We start from the raw sequence: 23,360 nt of genomic DNA, 5'->3' as shown, positions 1-23,360 counted from the left end.
ACTACGATGCTTGCCCCGGTATCGCGGTATCGTTCTTCAATTAGGCCGCCCACGCAGCCCATGCATCGATTTGAGCATCCTATGAAACAGTATCTCCACGCCATAATGCGTAGTTCGCAAGAACCATACCGCACCCTCAGCGAATCCTTCGAGACTAAAAGCGACAAGGGGTGTCAATAGGTCGGGAGGATACTCACCTTTCTCAATCTGCAATGTCGAATGATACACTTCGAATAACGTCATGCCGACGGCTGACGCCAAGAAAGCCAGCACGAATATGGATGCAACGCCTGCGCGAATGCCAGCACGGTCGAACGTCGGGCGATGTCTGACGCCCGCGACAAGGAACTCTATGCTCAGCCAGGCAGGAAGGTAGATCACCGTCGTGATGAGGATGAGGATCGCCTTGTGTTCCAACCTAGCGATCAGGCCGGGGCGCTCCGCCGTCGCGAACCGAAGGAACGAACGGACCGCGTTCAGTACCACTTCGGGCCCCGCCATCGGGCCGATGGGCGTTGCGTGCACGTCCTCAGCACTGAGGGCGGAAGTGCCAATCACGACCACGGCGTCAGCCATGGACCACGCGGGAAACGGCTCGACCCGTTCGGTCGTGGCCGCATTCGCTCCGAGGCGAACGCGGACATACGCGGCATCACGCTTATCGCTGTCGTTGGATGTGACCACGGACATCGAAGCGACGTCGGGATCGATGTCGTAGGCGAGCGAACGCAGCGAATACAGGATCTCTTGCACCCTGCTCGTGACCGTTCCGCTGGGCGCGTCCAAGCACACGTTGGCTTCCCGTGCCTCTCCCGCGCCGCTGCCTCCCGCGATCTCACAAGGCGTTGCCTGACCCTCTCGAAGCGCGTCCGCGAACGACCGCAGCGTGGCACCGCGATTGGCGACCGCGATGGCCGCCGCATAAGGGACGCTCGGCACCAGGAACTGCGTGCCACCTTCGATCGGCCTCACCTCGACCATAGGAGGATAGCCCTGATCCGTGCCGTCCGGGATGGTGAACGTGCGGGCGGCGGCCACGACGAGCCGGTGCCGTGGGACAAGGCGCAACAAGTCGGAATCGGGCTCGCGAGCGAGCCAAAGCTTCGTGCCGCCATCCGACCGCCGCCCGGCGACGCTGTAGATGACCGGGGGCCCGTCAAGGGGCAGGGCCGCTGCGTCCGGCCCCGGCCATAGCGGCGCGCTCTGGCGGTCGATCAAGGCCGCATCGAGAATGACGACGGCTGGAGCTGGTCTGCTACGGAGCACGGCTTTGAGCGTTTCAAACACGAGTTCGGGTTGTGCAGGGTGCCCCGCTTGGCACCGCCCTCTGTCGCGTTCACGCTTGTAGAAGGCCTCGCACGCCTCTTGAGAGAGATCGAGAAACACCAGGCGAGGCTCGAGGAACGCCGATGCCAGTTCGCGACGGCGACCGCCGAATCGATCTGCGTAGACCCCCATGCCCCACCCGGTGCCGATCCGGCTTATGGCAAGGAAAGGATTTCCGAGTAACGGCACGGACGGGCAGATGACAACCAGCACTGACATCGTGCCAGCAAACAGTGCGCCCGTCATTAAGTGGGCAAAAGCCGAGATGATCTTTCTCTTGATCTCGGTCGGGCACATCAGAATTTTAGACCACCTCGCATTTTGACCCGGAACGCACCGCAAATTGCAATCGGCGAGGCGCTGCAGCAGCAGAACTCGACGCTCGTAATTGAGGCTTCAGCACTGCAGTGCGATACACCAGGGACGCAGCACAACGACTCGTTCTTGACTATTTATCACGGCACAGCTTGTGAATCCAGAAGTCGGACAGGCGCCTATTGACAGAACCTCCTCGCTCTTGAAGGGCGAGGATTCCTTGTGGCTCACGCCGCAAGTTCCTGTTTCACTGGAGCTGCGCTCTGGGCCAGACCCGGCGCGTCTGACAACCCCTCCACAGGCCATCGTCGGGGATCGGACCCGGCCCTGACCGCGTGCCCCGCGGCCACGATGTTGTGCGCTGCATTCGCGTCGCGGTCGTGCGTGACGCCGCAGGCGTCGCAGGTCCACGCCCTGACGTGCAGCGCCCGCTTGGGACCCACGACGCCGCAATACGAACACGTGCGCGTGCTCGGGAAGAAGCGGTCAATCGCGACCAGGTCGCGCCCGTAACACGCCGCCTTGTACCGGAGCATCACAAAGAGCGAGCCCCAAGCGGCGTCATAGAGCGAACACACCAGCCGCGTGCGGGCGAGCCCGCGCACGTTGAGCGTCTCGACGTGAATCGCTTGGTTCTCGCGGATCCACTGGGTCGAGAGCTTATGGTGATGATCGCGCCGCGCGTCGGCGACGCGCACGTCCAGGCGTGCCACCGTACGCCTCGCCTTCTCCCGGCTGTTCGAGCCTCTCTTCTTCCTCGCCAACGCCCGCTTCGCCCGTCGGAGACGATGCTGGCGCTGGCGCAACCAGCGCGGGTTAGCGACCGACGCGCCGTCCGTGGAGACGGCGAACGTCATGAGCCCCAGATCGATGTCAATCGCCGGACGCAGCGGCTCCGGCACGGGCGAGGGCTCTACCTCAACCCGGAACAACACCTGCTGCGGCAACGTCTGACGTTGCCACTGGATGTGCGCGATGAACACAGCGTTATCGCGCAGCAGCCTAAGCCGGCCGAACCACGGCCTGACGCGACACAACAGCGACAGTTAATAACGGCTTGTCGGGAGGCGCTCAGCACAAAACTGCGCTGGCCGACCGTTTGTGGCGCCGACAACCGCGCGCGTCCGGACCGAGCGATAAAAAGCCCGACACAACCACGCGCCCCCTCTGGCTGCGAGCGCGAAGGATGTCTAATGTGGCGCGAGCGACGGGAAACTGCTTCGCACACCGATATCGAACCACCTGTTTGGCCCCTTTCGTGGGCATTCAAAATGACCATGCTGCCGACAGTTTCTGACAACAACAGCCGACGATTTTCAGCGCATTCGCAGATTGCGGGGCCGCGTGTCGCCGCGGTCATTGCGCCGTGCTCTGCTCGAAAGGCTGTCGCGGCCGCGGAAAGCGCGCGCGCAGTTTCCCTCCCACAGGCCGCGCAGTCGGTGCTTGAAACTGCGTGGCAGAGGCGCCTGTCCGAACTCCCGACGTGCCTTGCGGCCAGCGATCTGTACCGGGGCCGTGGCTTCGGGACCGCCGGTCGCGCGGCAGTTCGGGCACGATGTGATTTCTTTATCGCCTCGGCGGGCCTTGGTCTCGTGCGCGCTGACCGCGACGTTCCGGCCTACGGGTTGACCGTGACCGGCATCGCAGGACCGGACGCGGTTCGTGGCCGCGTCAAAGGCGATTTCGATCCCGCCTCCTGGTGGCGCGCGCTTCAGAACGGCCCATACGCGACGGCATTCACCGAAGTCTTTCAGGGCGACGGCCTGATTCTGATAGCCCTCTCGCATGCTTACGCGCGTCTCCTGTCCGACGATCTCTCCGCCCTGGATGAGGCTTGCTTGACGCGCGTCAGGATCGTGGGCGCCGATCTCGCGCGCCATCTCCCGGGGCGCGTCCGCACGGCCGCCCTTCTTCCATATGATAATCGCCTCAACCGTCTCGTTCCGGGCGTGCGAGGCGACTTCTGCCAGAGAGGTCTAGGCCACTTCGTCGATCTTCTCGCTGACGAGCGTGCGAAGGTTCCCGGCGCGACAGATATCGCGGCGCACCGCAGTATGGTCGAGGACGCGCTCGGGGTGGCCAAAATGGAGCCTGCGCCCCAGCGCTCCCGGGTTACCGATGCGATCATCGCGCAGCGCATCTCGGCGCACCTCTCAGCCAGCGCATCCCCGCCGAGTGTCTCCCGCTTGTTGCGAGCAGTCCGGGACGAAGACGGGATCGCCTGCGAAGCAACCCGCTTCGCGCGCCTCTACCGCAGCGTGACGCAGACCGAACCCGAGGGAGCAGCGCGATGACGAGAGCGATGCCGACGAACCGGCCGAGCGAGAGCCGTCTGAAATCACGCTCGGCGCACGATCATCTCGTGGTGCGTGCTCTGCGCACAATGCAGGCGGACGGCGTCGCCGTGTATACCTTTTTCCTCCCGGGCGCTGATCTCCTCCGGGTTGCCGAGATCAGCCGCATCCACCGTGACGCGGACCGGGGAGGATTACGCGGCTTCCAGCGTCGGGAGATCCGCGACCACGTCCGGTCGATTACAACCTTCCTCGACAGCGCGAAGTCGGTGCTATTCCCGAATGCCGTCCTGCTCGCGATTACGCCGAGTGCCAGTTTCGTCCGCTCGCGCGGCGAGAAACCGACGGGTGAGGTGCGTGCCGCCGAGGCTGGCACCCTCTACTTGCCGAAGCCGCTGCGTGATGGGGATCCGAAATCCGCTTGGGTCATCGACGGCCAGCAGCGCTGCCTCGCGCTTGCGCAGGCCCGCAACCGCTCGCTCCCCGTTCCGGTCGTCGCGTTCGCGTCCGAGGATCTCGCCCTGCACCGACAGCAGTTTATCTTGGTCAACAAGGCCAAGCCTTTGTCGAGCCGTCTCATCGACGAGCTCCTGCCCGAGGTCGCCGGGGAGTTGCCGCGCGATCTCGCGCCGCGACGGATCCCGAGCGCCTTGTGCGATCGTCTCAACACGGATCCCGCCTCGCCATTTCACGGCCTCGTCCGACGACCCTCCGATTCCGGTCAGGGCGGTCCCGGACGACCGCCGGCGGACGCGGGCGTCGTCATCGATAGCGCATTGGTGGCGGTGATCCGTGCTTCCATCGCGAGCCCGCTCGGCGCCCTCGCGCCCTACAAAGGCGCCGGAGATCGCCCCACCGATGCGGAGGCGATGTACCGTGTCCTCGTCGCGTTCTGGTCGGCGGTTCGCGAGACGTTCCCGGACGCCTGGGGGCTGCCGCCCTCGCGCAGTCGCCTCATGCACTCAGCCGGCTTGCTGGCGATGGGCTGCCTTATGGACCGGATCATGTCGCGCGTTGGCGCAGCCGCCGATCCGCGCCGCTTCGCTCGCGAGGCGCTGGGGCGCATCGCACCCCACTGCCATTGGACGGAGGGGCACTGGACAGAGATCGGCCGCGGCTGGGACGAGGTGCAAAACATCTCCCGCGATGTGCGCGCGCTGACGGATCACCTCGCGCGCCTCGACCACCAGGCCGCCTTCACCAAGGCGGTCGCCTGATGCGCTTCGTCTTCGCCGATGCCCTCGACGTCGTCGATCCGGGCTTCGACTTCCTCGCCGATCGCAACGCGCGCGACCGGACCCGGCATAGCGGGGACCAGTACCCCCACGAGTTCCTCGACGAGGCACCCTATGACGGGATCCTCGTCTCGCGCGCGATCGTCGGCGACGCATTTCGCACGGGCAAGTACTCCGAGAGCCAGATGATGCGGTTCCGGCGCGAAGGCGCACGCCGTTTCCTGCGCTACGCCGAGGACGAGTATCCCGGCAGCATCGTCATGGGCGACTGTGGCGCCTTCTCATATGCGGCCATGGCGGAGCCGCCTTACAAGCCCGAAGACACGCTCACGTTCTACGGCGATGGTCGTTTCACACACGGCTGCTCGCCCGACCACATCATCTTCGATCTCGACGAGGGGGAGGGCCGCACACGCGAGGCGGTCCCAGAGGCGACCCGAGGCCGTTACGATCTTACGCTTCAGAACGCCAGTGAATTCTTGGCCGGTGCGCGACGCCTCGGGCGAGGTTTCACGCCGATGGGTGTCATCCAGGGCTGGTCGGCCCCGAGCATGGCGCGCGCCGCCGCAGACTTGGCACGCATGGGTTACGAGACCCTCGCGGTGGGAGGCACCGTACCCCTCAAGATCGAGCAGATCCGCCGCGTGCTGAGCGCGATCCGTGACGCGGTGCCGATCTCGACAGGCGTGCACCTGCACGTCCTCGGCTTCGGCAAGATCGAGCACCTCGCCGACCTCGAGCGCTTCGGGGTGGCGAGCTTTGACACGACTTCACCGCTCGTGCGCGCCTTCAAGGACGCGCGCAAGAACTACTGGGCCCGTGACCGGGCGGGCAATCTCACCTTCTACACGGCGTTGCGGATCCCGCAGGCCGTCGAGAATAACCACCTGAAGCGAAAAGCGCTTAAGGGGAGTGTCAATCAGGAGGTGATCCAGCGCCTTGAGGCCACCGCACTGGCGGGCGTCCGCCGCTACGCCGCCAGGGACGCCGGTGTCGAGGAGGCCCTTGACGGTGTCATGGCCTACTGGGACACCCTGAACTGGAACGAGGAGGTGTCGCCCGCGCGACGGGCCGAAGCCCTCCAGCGTCAGCGCCAGATCTACACTCGAACGCTCGAAGATCGCCCCTGGGAACTGTGTAGCTGCCGGGTCTGCCGGGAAGGGGGCGTCGAAGCCCTGATCTTCCGTTCCTCCAACCGGAACAAGCGACGGGGCATGCACAATCTTCACGTCTTTCACAAACACCTGAGTGCGTTCAGGGCGGAGGTCGTCGCGTGAGTCCATCCAACTCCAAGGCCGTGGCGCTCGTGCGGAAGGCGGACGTCGAACAGCCTTCCCCGCGGTCGGAGACTAATGCCCTGGTCTACGACGTCATCCTGCCCCGGCAGAGCGGCGAGTGCCCCGTCTTCACGTTTGCCGCGCGCGCCTGTGACATCGACCGGTTCGCACGGATCGAACGAGCTGGCCGCAGCTCAGAGGGCGCGCTCAGCGGCTTCCAGCGCCCTCAGATCGCGAGCCACATCAACGAGATCAGGGATTACCTGGAGAAACCCGAGGCGATCCTGCCGAACGCGATCATCGTGGGCTTCATAGGCGGCGTGCACCTGGAGCGGACGGCGCCGGGACAGGGACGGCTCACGATCGAAGCGGGCGGCGAGCCGGTCGGTTGGATCGTCGACGGACAGCAGCGCTTCACAGCCCTCTCGAAGCTGGTCGATCGCGACTTCGAGGTTCTCGTCTCCGGGTTTCTCTGCGGCAGCCTTGAGGAACTGCACCGCCAATTCATCCTGATCAACTCGACCCGGCCGCTGCCGAAGGCCCTCGTCTACGAGTTGCTCCCGCGCATGGGGCATCTGCCGGCCAGAATGTCCAGTCGCAGCCAAGCGGCTCTCCTGACGGAAGCTCTCAACTATCGGCCCGAGTCGTCCCTGCGCGGCATGATCCGCCAGCAGACGAACCCGCGGGGCATCATCCGCGACACGGTGCTTCAGAAGATGATCATCAACTCGATCACCGATGGCGCACTGCGGCTCTATGCCGGGGATGACGCGCTCTTGCTGGAACACGGCACGCGCCTGATCAGTGAATTCTTCCATGCCGTCCGGCACCTCTTCGCGAACGCCTGGGACGGCCACACGCCCAAGACCTCGCGCCTCGTGCACGGAGCCGGCATCATCGCTCTGGGCTACGCCATGGAGTTCCTGCACGGGGTCGATGGCGCCGAGGACCGAGCAGAGTTCGTGGCTGGGCTGAGGCCGCTCGTCGGGCGAACGGCGTGGACCTCCGGCGCTTGGCGCTTCGACGACGAAACTCGATCGTGGAACGGTCTTCAAAACGTGCCGGCAGATCTCCGGAAGCTATCGCTCCACCTCGTCGGCATTCTGAGGCGTGCACGGGAAGGGGAGGGCGCTGTACGCGACGGCGGCCAGCAAGATGCTGATCCCCTCCTCAACGACATGCTACCACTGCTCCGCACCCTCGCGGCGGCCCCCTCGAGAAGGGGCTGATCGCCCAAAATCATACAGCGACGTCGTTGGGCCGAATGGGTTCTAGCGTGCGCGCCTTGGAGGTGGACCGGTGTCGTACGCAGTCAAGGAGATCTTCTACACGCTCCAGGGTGAGGGCCGGAATGCCGGCCGTGCCGCGGTATTCTGCCGCTTCACGGGCTGCAACCTCTGGTCCGGGCGCGAGCAGGACCGCGCGCGCGCGATCTGCCGCTTCTGCGACACCGACTTTATCGGCACCGACGGCACGAGCGGTGGCCGCTTCGGGTCGGCAGACGATCTGGCCCGCGCGATCGAGGCGGCGTGGAACGGCGGCGCGATGCACCACCTCGTCGTGCTCACAGGCGGCGAGCCTCTGCTCCAAGTCGATGCAGAATTAATTGCCGCCCTGCACGCGCGCGGCTTCGAGATCGCGGTCGAGACGAACGGCACGCAGGCGGCCCCGCCCAGCATCGATTGGCTCTGCGTCAGCCCGAAGGCCGGAGCGGACCTCGTTCTAACGGAAGGCGATGAGATCAAGCTCGTCTATCCGCAGATCGGGGCTGAACCCGAGCGCTACGTCGGCTTGGCCTTCGACCACTTCATCCTACAGCCAATGGACGGGCCGGATCGCGCCTCCAATACGGCAGCCGCAGTCGCCTACTGTCTCGCACACCCGACGTGGCGCCTCGGCGTACAGACCCACAAGGATCTCGGAATTCGATGAGTATCCATTCGATGAAAATCACGCAGGCCTTCACCTTCGAGGCTGCGCATCGTCTGCCACATGTGCCAATGACGCACCGCTGCTACCGCATGCACGGGCACTCTTACCGTGTGGAGATGCGGCTGAAGGGCGAGGTCGATCCACATACGGGCTTTGTCGTCGACTTCTTCGACGTCGAAGCGGCGTTCGCACCGCTGCTCGCGCAACTCGACCACCATTGCCTGAACGAAGTCACGGGGCTGGAGAACCCGACCGCGGAGAACATCGCGCTCTGGATCTGGGAGCGGGCGCGACCAGCATTACCGCAACTTGCGGCGGTCAGCGTCTACGAGACGCCGCACTGTTGGGCCGAGTACGAAGGAACGGACGCGGAGACGTCGCACCGTGGCTGAGACCGCCCTCGTACTATTCTCGGGTGGACAGGATTCGACGACCTGCCTCGCCTGGGCGCTCGAACGGTTCGACCGCGTCGAGACGGTCGGCTTCGACTACGGTCAACGCCACAAGATCGAACTTGAGGTTAGACCGAGGGTGCTTGCTGCGCTCAAGGCAGGATTTCCCGCTTGGCGCGACCGCCTTGGGCCGGATCACCTCCTCGACCTGTCCGTCCTCGGCGCAGTGAGCGAGACAGCACTGACCCATGACGTGGCGATCGCCATGGGAGAACACGGTCTTCCGACGACGTTCGTACCGGGCCGAAACATCCTGTTCCTGACGCTAGCGGCGGCGCTGGCTTACCGGCGCGATGCCCGCCACCTCGTCACCGGCGTCTGCGAGACGGACTTTTCGGGCTACCCTGACTGTCGAGACGACACGATCAAGGCCCTGCAGGTGGCGCTCAATCTCGGCATGGAGCGCCGCTTCGTGCTGCACACGCCTCTGATGTGGATCGATAAAGCGGCAACGTGGGCTCTCGCTCTCCAGACGGGTGGCCGGGAGTTTGTGCGCATTGTGCGAGACGAAACGCACACCTGTTACCAGGGCGATCGCGATCATCACCACGATTGGGGGTGGGGTTGCGGAGTGTGCCCGGCCTGCGATCTCCGAGCGAAGGGGTATCAACGCTGGGTTTCCGATGCCGACGCCGATCTCGATCGACGGGTTCATCCGGCCTGACGGTCCGTACGGCAGGTCAGCGCGCCCCTCCTCTTCGCAGCATGTGCCCGAGTGGTTCCCCGAGCGGGACTTTCGCGCCGAAGCGTTAGGAAATAAAGCCTACTTCGAAAATAGCGGAATGCGCGCCAATCCCTCTTCCTTCAGGGGGGAGGGTTGGGGCGCGCTCGCGGCGTCAGCCGCGATCCTGACACAGAACGCTCACTGCGCATTCCCTGAAGCGCCGAGCCTGCCACGACCACGACTGGCCGCTACCACATGCGGGCGGCGATCTCCCGTTCCTCGGGGCCCATCACATCAGCATAGATCGAGGTGGTGGCGATATCGGCATGGCCGAGCCAGCGTTGCAGGAGGTTGAGCGGCACGCCGGAGCGCACCGCGTGCACGCCGAAGCCGTGGCGCAGGCCCTTGGGCGAGGCCGCGCTCGCCCCGATCCTGGCCTCCAGCATCACCGACTTGATGTGCCGCCAAGCGGTCGTGCGTCCTATCGGCCACAGGCGCGTGTCGGGCGGTTGTTGGCCATGCACATTCTCCAGCGCGACCAGGACCGCCGCCGGTACGGGTACCTCGCGCACGATCCCGGGACGTCGCTTCTTCAGGCAGCGTATGCTGATGATCCCGCTCTCGCGATCCAGATCGGCGTGCCTCAGGTTGAGCGCCTCGGTGATCCGGCAGCCGGTCCAGGCCAGCACGAGGCAGAGCGTCTCGACCTCCGGCCGCGAGATCCGCGCCGCGCCGATGAAGCGCAGGCGCTCGCTCGGCGTGAGGTACTTGCGCCGTCCACGGACGGTGTGGAGCGACAGCGGAGGAGCCGACGCGATGGTTGTCATGGGCCGGACCCTGCGGAGATCCGCCGCGTGCCTTGGCGACGAATCGAGGAACGATTTTTCCAATTCTGTTCCACGCCGCCGCGTCGGCGCGCTGCGCCTCGGTACGGGTGAAATGGAACACGTCGGTACCTCGGCTTGCCACAGCTTTGCAAGTGTAGAACACCAGTCTTTTCAGAGAAGTGAACAGAATTGGAAATTCTGTTTCACGAATCGCCATCAGTCATATCCTGTTCCCGGACTGCTGTGAATCGCATAAAGCTGAGTCGGACCAGAGCGTTGCTCTTTCCGAATCGCTTGGACGCAATACCGCCTCAGCACTGGATGCACCTGCACATGGTCTGCGCGGCGCGGAACGGTCCTGCGCAAGGCTGCGCGGTCGGAGAGGCGGCTCACCGCGCCGTTTCGCGTTCGCGCTTCTCGCGATCGGCGTGATTACCGCGCCGGCGGCATCCGCCGGTTCGGCCACCGCGTCCGATTGGGTCGATGCTTACACGCAGGAGGCGCTGGCGGCTCCGATCACGCTCGAGAACGCGGTGAAGTATCGCTGGTACCAGATCAGCGCTGCCGACCGTGGCAGACACCCGTTCGTGGACATCGCGCCGGCGACGGCGCTGCTGCGCCGGCACGCCGATGCGGCCTCGCCCGAGCTGAAGCGGCTGCTCGACGCCCGCTTCGCCGCCGTGCGGTCGCTCGACGAAGCCGGCCCGTTCCATGCCCAGTGCGGCTGGATCATGCAGCGCGAACTTGGCCAGGGCTTGAGCCAGGTTCAGCTCGATCTCGACAGCTACTGCCGTGATCGCGCGGTGCCGACCCTGTACATGCGCCTGGTGCGCGAACGCGCGCGAGCGCTCGACATTCGCCTCTCAACCCTGCGCACCCTGGACATAACGTATCCGAGCCGCCTCATCGGCACCGCCGGCGCGGTCGGACATGAGGACGTTCCCGCCGCCTACGCCCAAGCGCTCGAGGAGCGATTGGGTACAGCCCAGCCCATACTGTATGGCGAGTTGTCCGAGCATTTCCGGGCTCAGGCCATCGGCGACGAGCCCGTGCGGACGGATGTCGCCCAGTGCCGCGACCTGCTCGGGCCGTGGTACCGCCAGCCCGATCCCGTCCGCGACATGGCGCTGAACGATCCGCTCCGCGGCGCCGCAGCCGGATCGGAGCCGGCCGCGCGCTTCGGACAGAGCGTCGTCGGGGCGTGCCGTCGTGAAGCCAAAGCGTGGCTGATACGTCAGCAGCACGGCATCGACGACGTCATCAAGGCCGGCTTTGCCGCCATGGATCCGAAGGCCTTGCCCATCCTGTCGGTCCAGACGCGCTGTGCTGCCGTGCTCGGCCGCTGGTTCACCGGCTTCGACGGCTTCGACCCCGCCTTGACCGATCCGTTGATGCACACCTGCCGTGATGGGGCGGTCGCACGCAACGCGCAGGCGATCGACATCCGGGCGCGCGCGCTGGCTGATCGGTTCGCGGAGGCTCCGAAGACGCTGGTCGGCTTGGAGGTGAACGACTGGTTCGAGCCGGCAACCGAGGATCTGCAAGCGGCCCACGACCCGCGCGATCCCGGCCGCGGCGAAGTGGACGAGGCGCTACGCGCGCGGACGGCGGCCTTGGTGCAGCCGCTGCGGGATGTCGCCCGGGATGCCGCAATCCGAGAGGTGGTCGCTCGCTACGCGCCTGCCGATCCGAGCGACGCGAATCTGCTGCCGGTACGCCGCATCTGCGGTCCCTATCTCGGTCGCTCGACCCGGCCTCTACCGTCGGGCGGCGACGACCTGCGCAAGGCGATCGCCGACGCCTGTCGCGCGGGTGAGAGGCAGGTCGGCGTCCGCCGTGCGGAGGTGGCGCTGGCAGCGGCCCACGTTGACGACGTCCTCGCAGACGGCCCGCTCGGACTGACGGCGTTGGGTGGACGCGTGAGTTTCGTGGATCCTCGTGCGCTCGTCGTCGCCGCGGCCGCAAACGGCGTCCAAGTCGCCTTCCGGAGGACCTCATGGTGGTTCTTCTGGTCCCGTGAGCACGTCCACATCACGCCGCTCGGACGAGACGCACCGGCGCTCGAAGGAACGCTGGTGCCCGAGACCCGCGCCGACGGTGTCCGGATCTGGCGCGTTACCGCTCTCAAGAGCTTGCCGGGCCTCGACGGGCCATTCGCGACGGTCGCCTGCCTGATCCAGGGTCAGCAGGAGGTGGCGAACACCATCCTCGGCCTCGGTCTCGCCGGAGCGGCGAGCCTCTTCGTCTTCGATGCGCCTCATACGGGCGGCGCGTTGTTCCGCACAGCGATCGAGATGGGTGCGACGTCGACGCGGTGTGTGAGCGCGCGGCAGAGCTACTTCGCCGTGACCTACGCCGCCGCCCATTGACGGCCCCCCTGCCGCCTTGCCCTCGCTCCTGATGGTCGCGACCGATGCTCCTGCAGCCCTTGGAACGTAGCGCCCCCGGCCTGCAGCACTACGATGATATGCTGGCGCTCACCGGGCGACAGTACCGCCTAACTCACGATGGTCTCGCCATCGGCGTCGTCCTCGGCATGCTCGATGCGCGGACCGGGCGGCTGCCTATCGGCCTCGTCGATGCGCGGAACGCCTACTGGGCCGAGACCCTGTACTACGACGCCAATCGGCGCACGATCGACGTCTACGATCCGGATCGATGGAGCGCCTTCATCGACACCTATGCGGGCGGGGGCTGGATCCTCCCCCTCGTCAGCGGCTTCGGACGCCTCACGCTTGCGATTTTTGGGGGCGGTAACTCGTTCGTAATGAGAGGCTTCGCTCTGGCGGCCATCCCGGCGATGCTGTTCGGCGTTTACGGCCTCGTCGCCTACGGGTTCCTCGGCCTCATCGTATATCTCGTAGCCGCGCAGTGGACGCAGTATCTGCCGCACGCGATCGGCGGGATCATCGCCTGGCTCGGCCTTTGTATCGTTCTGTCCATCGAGCACACCGCACGCCGTGTTCGGATCGGACGCCGGCTGGAAACCCTAATCGAGCGGCAGCTCATGCCGATCTTCGGCTGAGGCATCTCGGCCCGCTCGATCTCAGAATTTCCCCACCTCACGAAAGAATATGTCATGATCAAGCGCGTCGTCGCGATGGTGCTCGTCTGCTGCACTGGCGTCGGCACCGCGCAGGCTGAAGCCTGGCAGAAGCTGACCTATTCAGATCCGCGCCACCCATCGGTGTTCTCCCCGGTGGTTACGCCGCTATGGCAGCGTGAACTGGCCGGGAAACCGTTCTATCAACTCCATGCCGCGCGTTTCGAGGCGGAGGGTACGACGTACCTCGTGAGCGTCGCCTTCGCCGGCGGGATCTGCGCCATGGGCGCCAACGACCGCAACGCAGTGGCGGAGCCGGCGATCTGTCCGGCGCGGGTCGACGTGCTACGTGATGGCAAGGTGGTGCAGACGGTTCGCGGCAGGGTGTGCTCAGTCGCGCCTCTGCCTGAGGACACGACGGCGAACCCGACCGATGGCACGGAGGTGCGGTTCGACGCTGCTACGAGGACTGTCAGCTTCCGGTCGCATCTCAGCGGCAAGTGGATCCGGACGTGTCAGCGCCAAATGCAGGTGCGCTGAACAGCGAACGATCGGGATGCCTTGGTGGCCGCGCGGGGCGGAACACGACCGCGACCAGAACGCCGCGCTGAACATCGCCTGTCTGGGGCGCGAGATTCTGTGTCCGTCCGGGCATGGAAGCCCCGTCTTCTGAGGCGGGGAGGCATCACGCGGTGGCGTTCTCGCCTCACGCCGCCCGCACCGTTGCGAGGAAGCGCTCGACCTGGGCAGCGAGGTGCTCGGACTGGCGCGACAGTTCTGAGGCCGCCCCGAGCACCTGGCTCGCCGCCGCGCCGGTACCCTCCGCCGCGCCCGCTACGCCGGCGATGGTGCTCGTGACCTCGCCCGTGCCCTGCGCCGCTTGGCCAACGTTTCTAACGATCTCCTGCGTGGCCGCACCCTGCTGCTCGACAGCAGCGGCGATGCTCGTCGCCACCCCGCTGATCTCCTGGATCCGTGCCGTGATGCCGCCGATCGCCGTCACCGCCTGGCCGGTCGAGGTCTGGATCTGCGCGATCTGGCCCGAGATCTCGCTCGTAGCCTTCGCGGTCTGCTCGGCTAAGGCCTTCACCTCGGACGCCACGACCGCGAAGCCCTTGCCTGCCGCGCCGGCCCGCGCCGGCCCGCGCCGCCTCGATCGTGGCGTTGAGCGCCAAGAGGTTGGTCTGCCCGGCAATCGTCGAGATCAGCCCGACGACGTCGCCGATGCGCGCCACCGAGCCTTCAGGTACGCAGCCCTCGATGGAATCGAAACTCGCTGCCTGCGCCGCGATAATTCCCGTCCTTTAGGGCAGGAAGATCTGTCAAGCTGGCTTGATCCGAACCACGTAGGTGCCGGGCATCTTCGGGCCGCTGCCCTCAACCTGAAGCTCATGGTCAGGGGTAAGGGTCATTTTCTGCCAACTAATATCGAAGCCTAGATAATGATCAATGTGATTGAGCCAGCCTTCTTCGATCAACTCGATTTTTCCATCGTGCGTAAGATGGCAAGTTGTGGCCACAGATCTTATATGACCTTTTGCCTCATATTCGATCTCAGCTTCGAATATTGCAATATTCTCTCCGAACCATCGAAATTTACCCTTTTTCTCCCAATATTTTCCAAATTCATATACAGCGTCAAATCTTGAGTGCCAGTTGTCTTTAGCCAAGGGTTAAGCTCCACAAATGCTCTCGCAGGGGACTGTCGCCTTAGTGCGACGTGGGAATGCGGCAACGCCTTTGCTCTCGGAACAAAGCCAATACGATCTGCGTGTGGCGCTGCGATCGCGCAAATACCGCCTTCGGCCCAACCGCGCTTGAAGTGTGGTCCTCGACGCCATGCTGCGCGACTTCTGCGGCTTGTACAACGCCGGCCTCCAACAGCGTATCGAACCCTATCGCAGGTGGCACGTGAGCCTGCGCTGCGCGCAGCAGGCGGACGAACTCAAAACCTGCCGCACCGCCGATCCCGAGGGGCTCGGACGCTGGTCGTGCACAGCTCTGCAACAGGTGCTGCGTCGGCTCGACCAAGCCTACGCGGCCTTCTTCGAGCGCGGGCACGGGTTCGCGCGCTTCCGCGCCGCCGCCAGCGCGAACTCGCCTGCCGCCGCCGCGGCAGCCGTCGGCGTCCCAAGGCCAAGGGCCGCCTCGGCGCCGCCTCGGCGAAGATAGCCCAGCAGCGACGCGATCACCTACATAAGCTCATGCGCGCCCTGGTCTCGCGCTACCGAGGCATCGCGTTCGAAGTGCTCAACCTCGCCAGGCTGAAGCGCGGGAAGCCCGCCCGGTCCATCCACGACGCGGCGTGGGCGCTGCTCGTCGAGTTCGTCAGGTTCAAGGCTGCAAGCGCCGGGGCCGAACTCGTGCTGGTCAATCCGCGCGGCACCTCACAGACCTGCCCGGCCTGCAGCACGATCCGGCCCAAGACGCTCCGCGAACGCCTGCACCGCTGCACCTGCAGCTGTGTGCTGGACCAGGACGTCGCCGCCGCCGAGATCGTGCGTCGGCGGGCATTCAGCTAGGGCCGGGATATCGGCCCTCAGAACATAAGCCAGCGGAGTACTGCATAGCTGTCCTGAGAAGCCGCCTGCTTCAGCGGGGGGAAGTTATCACCGAACGCCCGCCGGCTCCGGCGTGCAACAATGTTGGAACGGGGTGTGCCGAAACGGCAACGCGATGTTCAACTTCTTTCGCACAGTGCTTCGTCTGAGCGCACCTTCCGGTTGCGGTTCCGCGGAGAGCAGAATAGCCTCCCGCTGTCACGGCCGCTTGGGCGACGACGTTCTTCGAGGAATCTGGCGGACCGGTGAGTAATCGTCCCGCGACGGGGCCCTCGGGCCGATGAGTGACACGCGGGCGGCGACCTGGCGCGAGCGTTCGCGCAACCGATGCCGCCGCGCGCTTCTGAGCGCCCAGACGCTTGCGGACCGCCTCGCGCTCTTGCGCAGCCTAGCGCGCCTGAATGACGGGCGGGTCGACCTCGCCGCAGAAGGCCTACGCCTGGATGGGATGCACAGAAGCCACCTGTATCGTTTCGGCTTGACGTGCTCGGACGACGGTCAATTGCGCATCTTGGACGAGCGGGCGCTGCCGACGATCCCGCCGGGATATTTTCAAGCCGAGCGGTTCGACCCGACGCTCCGCCGGGGCTGGGCGGGTGCGACGCCCGACGGCGCACTCCTGAGACTCACCCCTCACACCGCGTACAGCACGACGGCGCAGAAGGCCGCCGCGCGCGCGGTGCTCACGATGCCGGACGGGGCGGGACTGCTCGTCTGCATGCCGACCGGTTCCGGCAAGAGCTTGATCTTCCAGCTCGACGCCCTGTGGTGTCGAGAAGGGGAGGTCGGGGGCTGCATCGTCGTGATCACGCCGACGGTGGCGCTGGCCCTCGACCACGAACGGACGCTCTCCACGATACCGGGACTTGAGCGAAGTCGCGCCCTCACCGGCGACCTGACCGGGTCCGCGCGCGCCGCGCTCCTCGACGCATTTCGGCGCGGCGAGATCCCGATCCTCCTGTTGTCGCCCGAACTCGCGTTCGGTGGCGCACAGGACGCTTTATTGGAGGCGGCCGCCCCGCCGGCGACCAAGCTGGGAGGTCTTCAGGCCCATCTGCGTGCCGTCGTGATCGATGAGGCTCACATCGTCGAGAGTTGGGGACGCAGCTTCCGCCCGGACTTCCAGCGGCTTCCGGCGCTGATCGGCGAACTGCGCGCGGCGGATCCGTCCCTGCGCACCGTCCTGCTCTCGGCGACGCTTCCCACGGCAGCCAGGGACGTCCTGCGCGGCGCCTACGGCGCACTCGGATCCTGGCTGGAGATCGACGCCGGGGTTCCGCGCTACGAGTTCGACGTCGTGGTGGAGCACTACACACGCAATGACGACCGCCTCGAGGCCCTCGATCAGGTCATCGACAGGGCGCCGCGACCGATGATCGTCTACACAACCCTGGTTGGCGATCCTGACCAAGCGCCGGACGGACCAAGCGAGCGCCTGTCAGCAGAGGCCGTATACGAACGCTTGCGCGCGCGGGGCTACGCGCGCATGGCCCTGTTCACCGGAGCGTTGACCGATCCGGTCGAGCGTCGGCGTATCGTTCGGGACTGGTCCGAAGACCGCCTCGACATCGTGGTCGCCACCTCGGCCTTCGGTATGGGCGTCGACAAGGCGGACGTTCGCACCATCGTCCATGCTTGCCTGCCCGACGGCCCTTCGCGCTGGTATCAGGAAATCGGTCGCGCTTCGCGCGACGGCCATCAAGGTCTCGCCGTCTGCCTGTTCACCAGTGATGAGGGCGCCCCTCATGCTCCCGGACCGGGGACCCGCACCGATGTGGATGACGCCCTGGCGCAAGCGACAGGATCGTGGCTCACCCGTGAGAAGGCGGTGGCTCGCTGGCGCGCGCTGCTCGATGAGGCTTTGGCGGGGCGTTGGCACGAAGGACGTCGCCGGATGACGCTCGATCTCGACGCCGTGCGCCTGGGTTTGCCGGCTCATGCGACGACCGACTACAACCGGACCTGGAATATGAGCCTCGTCATGCTCATGCAGCGTGCCGGCTTGTTGCGGGTCGTCGGGGTCGGAGGCGAGGGCGATGATCTCGGGGCGCGGTGGGACGTCGAACTCGCGGCTTCGGCCCTGCTGGATCCCGATCGTGAGGACGTTTGGGATCGCGTCTTCACGGTGCGCGACGCCGAGCAGAGGATCGCCCGCCGTGAGACCGGCCGGTTCGTGAAGGTCATGCGCGCGCCGTATCAGCGCTGCGTCGTCCAAACCGTGTTCGAGCAGATCGATGGCGCGGAGAGCCGCGACGTCCCGGTGTGCGGACGCTGTCCGGCGTGCCGAGCGGCCGGCGATGCGCCACCGCTGGCCATCGTGCCGCACGGACTCGAGCGGGTCTGGCCTGTCGGGGCCCGCGGTGTTCGCTCGGACCTGCCCGCAGGGCTGACGTTGGTCGATCCCGAAGACCCCAACTGGGAACAGGGCTTACCACGCCTGCTCCAAGGCCTCCTCGCCGTGGGTGTCGAGCAGTTCGTCGTTCCGAACGAGATCGCGGTGAGGGCCGCGACGGCTGTCGCCTGTGCGGGACAACGACCAGGGCTCATCCTGTCACACGACGATTGGCTCGCGCCAGGTCTGGCCACGTGCGACCTCGCCTGGACCGGGACGGCCGTCCTCCTGCCGCCCGACGCCGATGTCACGACTGCGCTCCTGACCCGCTGCCGCGAGATCGCTGCGACCCGGCCCGACTTGCCGCTCGTGGTCGTCGGAGCGGCAGCGCGCGAGGTTGCGGGACGACGGCTCGATCAAGCTGTGTCGCGGCTCGCCCCCCTGACCGAAGCGATGCTCGATGTCCTAGCATCCACACGAAGCGGTATTGAGGTTGCTGCGTGAGCATCCTGTCATCCACGCAGGGCACGCCGGAGCGCGTCTGGTCGCTCGTCGGAGCTTTGGCGGCCAACGGTGGGACGCTACCTCGGAGCGAGGCTCAGGATTGGCTCAATCCTGGCTTTTTGGTCGCCGAGCAGACGATCAGCGAGAAGGCAACGGCCTTCGCGCAAACGCTCGGAGCTGCGACGAGCCTCGGGGTCGTTCGACCTGAGGCCGGGCTTCTCAGGCTTGATCCCTCCTGCACGGCCACGGCCTTCAGCGACTTCTGCGACTGGGTGCACGACCGATTGGTGTCTCTGGACAGCCACGCCAAGGATGCCGTTGTGTTGGAAACCTACGCCTATGTGGCGACAGAATCGCATCGGCAGGGCTCGCTCGCCTTCGTCCATGGCTGGACGGCCGACGCCTTCGCGGACGCCGCAGACAAGGCGTTGCCCGACGAGGCCGACGACGACGGCGAGCGCCGAATCAACCGGACCAAGTTGCCGACGTGGCGGCGCTGGCTCGATTGTCTTGGACTTTCGATCGCACTTCCCGGTGTGAGCCAGTCTCACCCCTCTGCCGACGCGCGTCTGGCCCGAGAGTTTTTGCATATCGAGATGGGTGCAGAGGAGACGGGTGTCGAATTGCCGGCGGAGGCATGTCTTCAAAGGCTGGCGCAGCGTCTACCCTACCTCGATGGCGGCCGCATGTTCGTAGAGACGGCCCGGCGGATCGGACACGCGCCCAGCCGTCGCCAACTCTCGCCGCTCCTGAGCGCGAGTTTGCGCAACTTGCACGACGAGGGGGTCATCGAACTACGCCTGCGCGGCGACGCGGGGGACGTCGTGCACCTCTCGCCCGAGTCCACACACCAAATTCAAACCTTCCACGCCGTGATGATCTCGGGAGGTGCGCAGTGACGAGTGACGCGCTGGCGCCGCCCCGGACGGCATGCTGGGCCGCCGAGAACGTTGCACCCGTTCTGGGCAACGAGGCGCTCGAGGGCCAGGAGGGCGTGTTCCTGGCGACCCACACACCCATCCGCGATTTCGCGATAGCCGGCAGCCACGCCGGCGAGATTCGCGGCCGGGACGAGCGTGCGGTGCTCGAGGCCCTCACCGACCCGACGCGCGAACACGCCTTCTGCGTCGTTCAAGGCGAGCCTGGGTCGGGCAAGTCACATCTGATCCGATGGCTATCCGTCAATTGGCCGCGCGGGTCTGACATCAAGCTTCTGCTCCAGCGTGCCGACGGGAGCCTCGAAGGGGCACTCCGCCAATTGCGAGCCGAACTCCCACCCGAGTTCAAGGACCTATTCGACACCCTCGGACGCCGCCATCATGCGACCCCGCAAGGGCGCGCGAACCTGTTCCTCGGCAATCTCGTCGCGGCCCTCGATCCCTGCCATTTCGACCCACCTCTCCCCGACGTGGAATGGTGCCGGCAGCACAATGCGACGGAACTCGTCGGGCATCCGCTGGTCAGACGCGCGTGGAAAGGGCCGTCGCGCATCCTGAGCGTACTCGACGGCAAAGCCCGAGAGGGCGAGTCCGAGCGGAATTCGGCGAGCGCGAGCTTCGATCTGTTCGATATCGAGGAGTTGGGAAGGCTTTGTGCCGGCTTCCGAGGGACCGGTGTTCTGCCGGCGACGGAGCGACTGGCCGCGCGCCTTCTCGAGGAAGCCGAGGTGATCGAGGAGCATCGGGCGGCCGGGTGGACTGCGGAGGAACTGGAACGCGATCGCCGTGCCGACCTCAGAATGAGCATCGCGCTTCTCGACGCTCTCAACCGGCGACGCAACGACGCGGTCTACAACCTCATCGGCGTCTCAGCCGAGGGTCTGAAGCGACTGTTCCGGGAGGTGCGCGCTGCCCTCGAGCAACGCGGCCAGCGCCTTGTGCTTCTCCTCGAGGACATCACGAGTTGGGAGGGCATCGACGACAGCCTCATCGATGTCCTCGTGACGAACGCGGGAACGCGTGGTGCCGAAAAGCCGCGTGACATGTGCCCGCTGATCTCGGTCGTCGGGATCACGCCGCAGTACTACGATAAACTTCACCCAAATTACCGCGCTCGCATCACGCACGAACTGAGCCTTGGATCCGCGCGAAGCGGGGGCGAACTCCAGGACGTCGCAACGTTGCGGGAGCGCACAGCGCGCCTGACCTTTGCAACGCGCTATCTCGCGGCTGTGCGGGTGGGTGCGCCGGCATTGACGCGATGGCGGGAGGAGGTGCGCATCGAACCGGGTATCCCACCGCCGAACCGATGCACGCACTGCCCAGTTCAGAGCGCCTGCCATCACATCTTCGGCGAGGTCGACGGGATCGGCTTATTTCCCTTCACCGCGGACGGGTTCGAACGCTTCTTCAAGGCGCTCAACGAGCATGATCAGGGCATGACCTGGAAGACGCCGCGCGGGATCTTGCAAGCCGTGCTCGGACCCAACCTCTCTCAACCTGAAGCGGTGGAGATTGACGCGTTCCCGACGGTGCTGATCGAGAGCAAGGCCCTCCCAGCAGACACCCGCCAATTGTCCTCCCGCCTCGAGCGGATCGTCGAGGTGAGCGCGGCCGACGAGGTTCTACCGCGACTTCGTCGCGTGCTCGCCTATTGGGGTGATAAAGAGCGCGCGGACACGACGGTCCTCACGAATGGGGATCTGGCGTTCGCAGGCGTGCCGCGCGGGGTGTTCGAGGCCTTCGGCCTGCCCTGGATCGGCGAACAGACCGCCACGCGTGCCGACGCGAACTCGCCCGAGGCTGTCGCGGTAGTGGTGAGAGAACCGCCGAGTGACGCGGCGGAGGCTGGCCCCGCTCCGGTCGAGGCTACGGAGGCACCTACCCCGGAGGTGTCCGAGCGGGCCGAGGATTTACTCAGGCTGCGGTCGCCGAGCACGAGGACACTTGGTCCAGGGTTCAGTACTGCACGCCAACGAGGTGTCGCGGCGCCGCCATCCCGCCAGCGCGCGCCGACGCGCAGCGAATTGGAGCGCCAGCGCACACAACTCAGGGTCTGGAAGGACACTGGAACGCTCGAGGACCCTTCGAGTTGGAATGCGACTTTGTTCGAACTCGTGCGGACGATCGATGCGAGACGCGTCGGACTCGATCCCTACACGTTCGGGCGATTGCTCACGCAGGAGCAGGTCAAGATCGAAGGCACCGCCCCAGCGAACCGGAACTACTTCAGTATTGGTCGCGAGCGTTGGATTCGTGAGGGTCTCGAGGCGTACGTCGCTTTGCGGCTCGATCACGCCATGAGCGTGGAGGATGCCGAGTTTCATCGGCGCCGCCTGACAGTCATGCGACGGCAACTCGAGAGGCTCGTTGCACGGTATGCAGATCGGCGGCTGACGATCCTGCCCGGCAATGACCAACGCTGGACCCCTGTCACGGCGCTGACGCAAGTTCTCCTCGCGCGTGCCTGGCTGCGGGGAACTTCGATTCCAGCCGATCCTGTGCCGGTACAACTCCGAGCAATTTTGTCGGACGAGGGAGACGCAGCCAGCGATCCCACGGCGCGCTGCACGCCGTGGTCCGACTGGCTCAGCAAGACCAAGGCCTGGCACGACGATCCCTTCCGCATCGCGCTGCGTAAGATGCTGAGTACCCCGCAAGGCACATCCACGGGCTTCGGCCTCGCCGATCTGTCGAACGCGGCGGGTGCAATCGCGCGCTTAAGGGAAACGTTACGCTTCGATCCCGTGCCGATCGGCGCTGGGGTCGACCACGGCGTGCGAGAATTCGATCGTGTTCGCGAACTCGTTGCGGAGTTGCAGAACAGTCTGCCACGCATCGTGCGGATCGAGCGAGAGCAGATGCGTCAGCGAGCCGAGACGGTGCGCGTCGCCTTGCGCGGTCGCTCAGTCCGCGCGCACTTCGAGCGGGTCGACCGGCTTGTCGAGAGCGTCGCCGGCCTGCTCAACGCTGCGCCCAGTTTGGTCGATCAGTGGAAAGGCACCTACCAGCGCACCAAGGCGCGCCTGGACACAGGCGCCGACGTGCGGGTGCAGACATTGCTGCTGGAACTCGCCGAAGAGATCGCGGGCGAGCAGGAGGGCACGGCACCGCTGCGACCGCCGCTACAGCTTGGCCGCCTCGCGCGGGCGCCAGCGCGCGATCTGGAGGACATCCGCACCTGCATTCAGATCGGCGAGCAGGTCGTAAGCACTCTCCTGGCCGAGGGGCAGAGTTGTGTTCGGGAGGGCAGTGGCTCGGCGTCGATCGAGGACGTGCGGCGTGTCGGACGCGACCTGCGCGCCGCCATCACCGATGCGTCCACGGGCGGGGCCACGAAGGCGGCATGAGCGACGCCCTGACCGAACTTGAGGCGTTGTTGCCGCAGATTGGGCCGGCGGTCGACCGTCGACGCTTCGGCGAGAGCCTTGGCCGCACGGCCGACGTTTTGCGTGACGCGTCACGTCACGTGCAGAGGTTGCGGGCTCTCCTCGACATCGCACGCGAAACTGACTTCGAACACGAAGCTGTCAAACAGCGTGGAATGTTGACCCCGGATCGGCGTCCAAAATTGACCCCCTGGATGGATGTGTCGTGACGCCCCTGGTCAGCCCGGCGGAGCGGATCGAGGTGGCGCAGCCGGGCTGATCAGGGATCCAG

The 23,360-nt window shown here is 65.8% G+C and carries 19 protein-coding genes and 1 pseudogene; 15 read left to right on the top strand and 5 right to left on the bottom strand.

Features of this window, described 5'->3' with window-relative positions:
- Positions 1-36: 36 nt before the first annotated feature.
- Together P9K36_RS10210 and P9K36_RS10205 are read right to left on the bottom strand one after the other, a co-directional pair.
- Positions 37-1,623, bottom strand: a complete 1,587-nt coding sequence (locus P9K36_RS10210; RefSeq protein WP_278306996.1) for a CHASE2 domain-containing protein — start codon at positions 1,621-1,623, stop codon at positions 37-39.
- Positions 1,624-1,868: 245 nt separating this feature from the next.
- Positions 1,869-2,624: an RNA-guided endonuclease TnpB family protein gene (locus tag P9K36_RS10205; protein ID WP_278306995.1), complete on the bottom strand. Its 756-nt coding sequence runs from the start codon at positions 2,622-2,624 to the stop codon at positions 1,869-1,871.
- Between the two features lie 288 nt (positions 2,625-2,912).
- Between P9K36_RS10205 and P9K36_RS10200 the strand changes: the two genes are divergently transcribed.
- From P9K36_RS10200 to queC, 7 genes are all read left to right on the top strand, one after another.
- Positions 2,913-3,935 (top strand): hypothetical protein, encoded by a 1,023-nt coding sequence (locus P9K36_RS10200; RefSeq protein ID WP_278306994.1) that lies wholly within the window; start codon positions 2,913-2,915, stop codon positions 3,933-3,935.
- A complete protein-coding gene (gene dbpB, locus P9K36_RS10195) occupies positions 3,932-5,152 on the top strand; it encodes a DGQHR domain-containing protein DpdB (RefSeq protein ID WP_278306993.1) in 1,221 nt (406 codons plus the stop codon). Before P9K36_RS10200 ends, dbpB (P9K36_RS10195) begins: the two co-directional genes overlap by 4 nt.
- Complete coding sequence (dpdA, locus tag P9K36_RS10190; protein WP_278306992.1) at positions 5,152-6,447, top strand: tRNA-guanine transglycosylase DpdA; 1,296 nt, start codon at positions 5,152-5,154, stop codon at positions 6,445-6,447. Before dbpB (P9K36_RS10195) ends, dpdA begins: the two co-directional genes overlap by 1 nt.
- A complete protein-coding gene (dbpB, locus tag P9K36_RS10185) occupies positions 6,444-7,676 on the top strand; it encodes a DGQHR domain-containing protein DpdB (RefSeq protein WP_278306991.1) in 1,233 nt (410 codons plus the stop codon). Before dpdA ends, dbpB (P9K36_RS10185) begins: the two co-directional genes overlap by 4 nt.
- Before the next feature lie 70 nt (positions 7,677-7,746).
- Positions 7,747-8,379, top strand: a complete 633-nt coding sequence (gene queE, locus P9K36_RS10180; RefSeq protein WP_278306990.1) for a 7-carboxy-7-deazaguanine synthase — start codon at positions 7,747-7,749, stop codon at positions 8,377-8,379.
- 11 nt (positions 8,380-8,390) lie between these two features.
- Entirely contained in the window at positions 8,391-8,771 is a 381-nt protein-coding gene (gene queD, locus P9K36_RS10175; protein WP_278307273.1) for a 6-carboxytetrahydropterin synthase QueD, read from the top strand.
- A complete protein-coding gene (queC, locus tag P9K36_RS10170) occupies positions 8,764-9,495 on the top strand; it encodes a 7-cyano-7-deazaguanine synthase QueC (RefSeq protein WP_278306989.1) in 732 nt (243 codons plus the stop codon). The genes queD and queC overlap by 8 nt, the downstream gene beginning before the upstream one ends.
- 248 nt (positions 9,496-9,743) lie before the next feature.
- On the opposite strand, the gene P9K36_RS10165 is transcribed toward queC, so the two are convergent.
- On the bottom strand, positions 9,744-10,322 hold the full coding sequence (locus tag P9K36_RS10165; RefSeq protein ID WP_278306988.1) for a site-specific integrase: 579 nt from the start codon (positions 10,320-10,322) through the stop codon (positions 9,744-9,746).
- Positions 10,323-10,750: 428 nt separating this feature from the next.
- Between P9K36_RS10165 and P9K36_RS10160 the strand changes: the two genes are divergently transcribed.
- The 3 genes from P9K36_RS10160 to P9K36_RS10150 are packed head-to-tail and all read left to right on the top strand — an operon-like array spanning position 10,751 to position 13,905.
- Positions 10,751-12,691, top strand: a complete 1,941-nt coding sequence (locus P9K36_RS10160) for a hypothetical protein (RefSeq protein WP_278306987.1) — start codon at positions 10,751-10,753, stop codon at positions 12,689-12,691.
- A 44-nt stretch (positions 12,692-12,735) separates the two neighbouring features.
- On the top strand, positions 12,736-13,347 hold the full coding sequence (locus tag P9K36_RS10155; protein WP_278306986.1) for a hypothetical protein: 612 nt from the start codon (positions 12,736-12,738) through the stop codon (positions 13,345-13,347).
- A 54-nt stretch (positions 13,348-13,401) separates the two neighbouring features.
- Positions 13,402-13,905 (top strand): hypothetical protein, encoded by a 504-nt coding sequence (locus tag P9K36_RS10150; protein WP_278306985.1) that lies wholly within the window; start codon positions 13,402-13,404, stop codon positions 13,903-13,905.
- A 166-nt stretch (positions 13,906-14,071) separates the two neighbouring features.
- On the opposite strand, the pseudogene P9K36_RS10145 reads toward P9K36_RS10150, so the two are convergent.
- Positions 14,072-14,603, bottom strand: a pseudogene (locus P9K36_RS10145) (methyl-accepting chemotaxis protein); the annotation flags it as partial.
- An 84-nt stretch (positions 14,604-14,687) separates the two neighbouring features.
- On the bottom strand, positions 14,688-15,035 hold the full coding sequence (locus P9K36_RS10140) for a hypothetical protein (RefSeq protein ID WP_278306984.1): 348 nt from the start codon (positions 15,033-15,035) through the stop codon (positions 14,688-14,690).
- Between P9K36_RS10140 and P9K36_RS31025 the strand changes: the two genes are divergently transcribed.
- The 5 genes from P9K36_RS31025 (at position 15,015) to P9K36_RS10115 (ending at position 23,298) form a co-directional block, all read left to right on the top strand.
- On the top strand, positions 15,015-15,887 hold the full coding sequence (locus P9K36_RS31025; protein ID WP_347568053.1) for a transposase: 873 nt from the start codon (positions 15,015-15,017) through the stop codon (positions 15,885-15,887). The genes P9K36_RS10140 and P9K36_RS31025 overlap by 21 nt on opposite strands.
- 319 nt (positions 15,888-16,206) lie before the next feature.
- Complete coding sequence (locus P9K36_RS10130) at positions 16,207-18,762, top strand: DEAD/DEAH box helicase (protein ID WP_278306982.1); 2,556 nt, start codon at positions 16,207-16,209, stop codon at positions 18,760-18,762.
- Entirely contained in the window at positions 18,759-19,661 is a 903-nt protein-coding gene (locus P9K36_RS10125) for a hypothetical protein (RefSeq protein ID WP_278306981.1), read from the top strand. Before P9K36_RS10130 ends, P9K36_RS10125 begins: the two co-directional genes overlap by 4 nt.
- Entirely contained in the window at positions 19,658-23,050 is a 3,393-nt protein-coding gene (locus P9K36_RS10120) for a hypothetical protein (protein WP_278306980.1), read from the top strand. Before P9K36_RS10125 ends, P9K36_RS10120 begins: the two co-directional genes overlap by 4 nt.
- Positions 23,047-23,298 carry a hypothetical protein gene (locus P9K36_RS10115; RefSeq protein WP_278306979.1) on the top strand — a complete coding sequence of 84 codons (252 nt, stop codon included), beginning with the start codon at positions 23,047-23,049 and terminating at the stop codon, positions 23,296-23,298. Before P9K36_RS10120 ends, P9K36_RS10115 begins: the two co-directional genes overlap by 4 nt.
- Positions 23,299-23,360: the final 62 nt, after the last annotated feature.

Origin of the sequence: Methylobacterium sp. 391_Methyba4 (assembly GCF_029691625.1) — a bacterium.
Lineage (GTDB): Bacteria > Pseudomonadota > Alphaproteobacteria > Rhizobiales > Beijerinckiaceae > Methylobacterium > Methylobacterium fujisawaense.
Note: the sequence above shows the minus strand (reverse complement) of the source record. Positions and strands in the feature narration are given on the sequence as shown.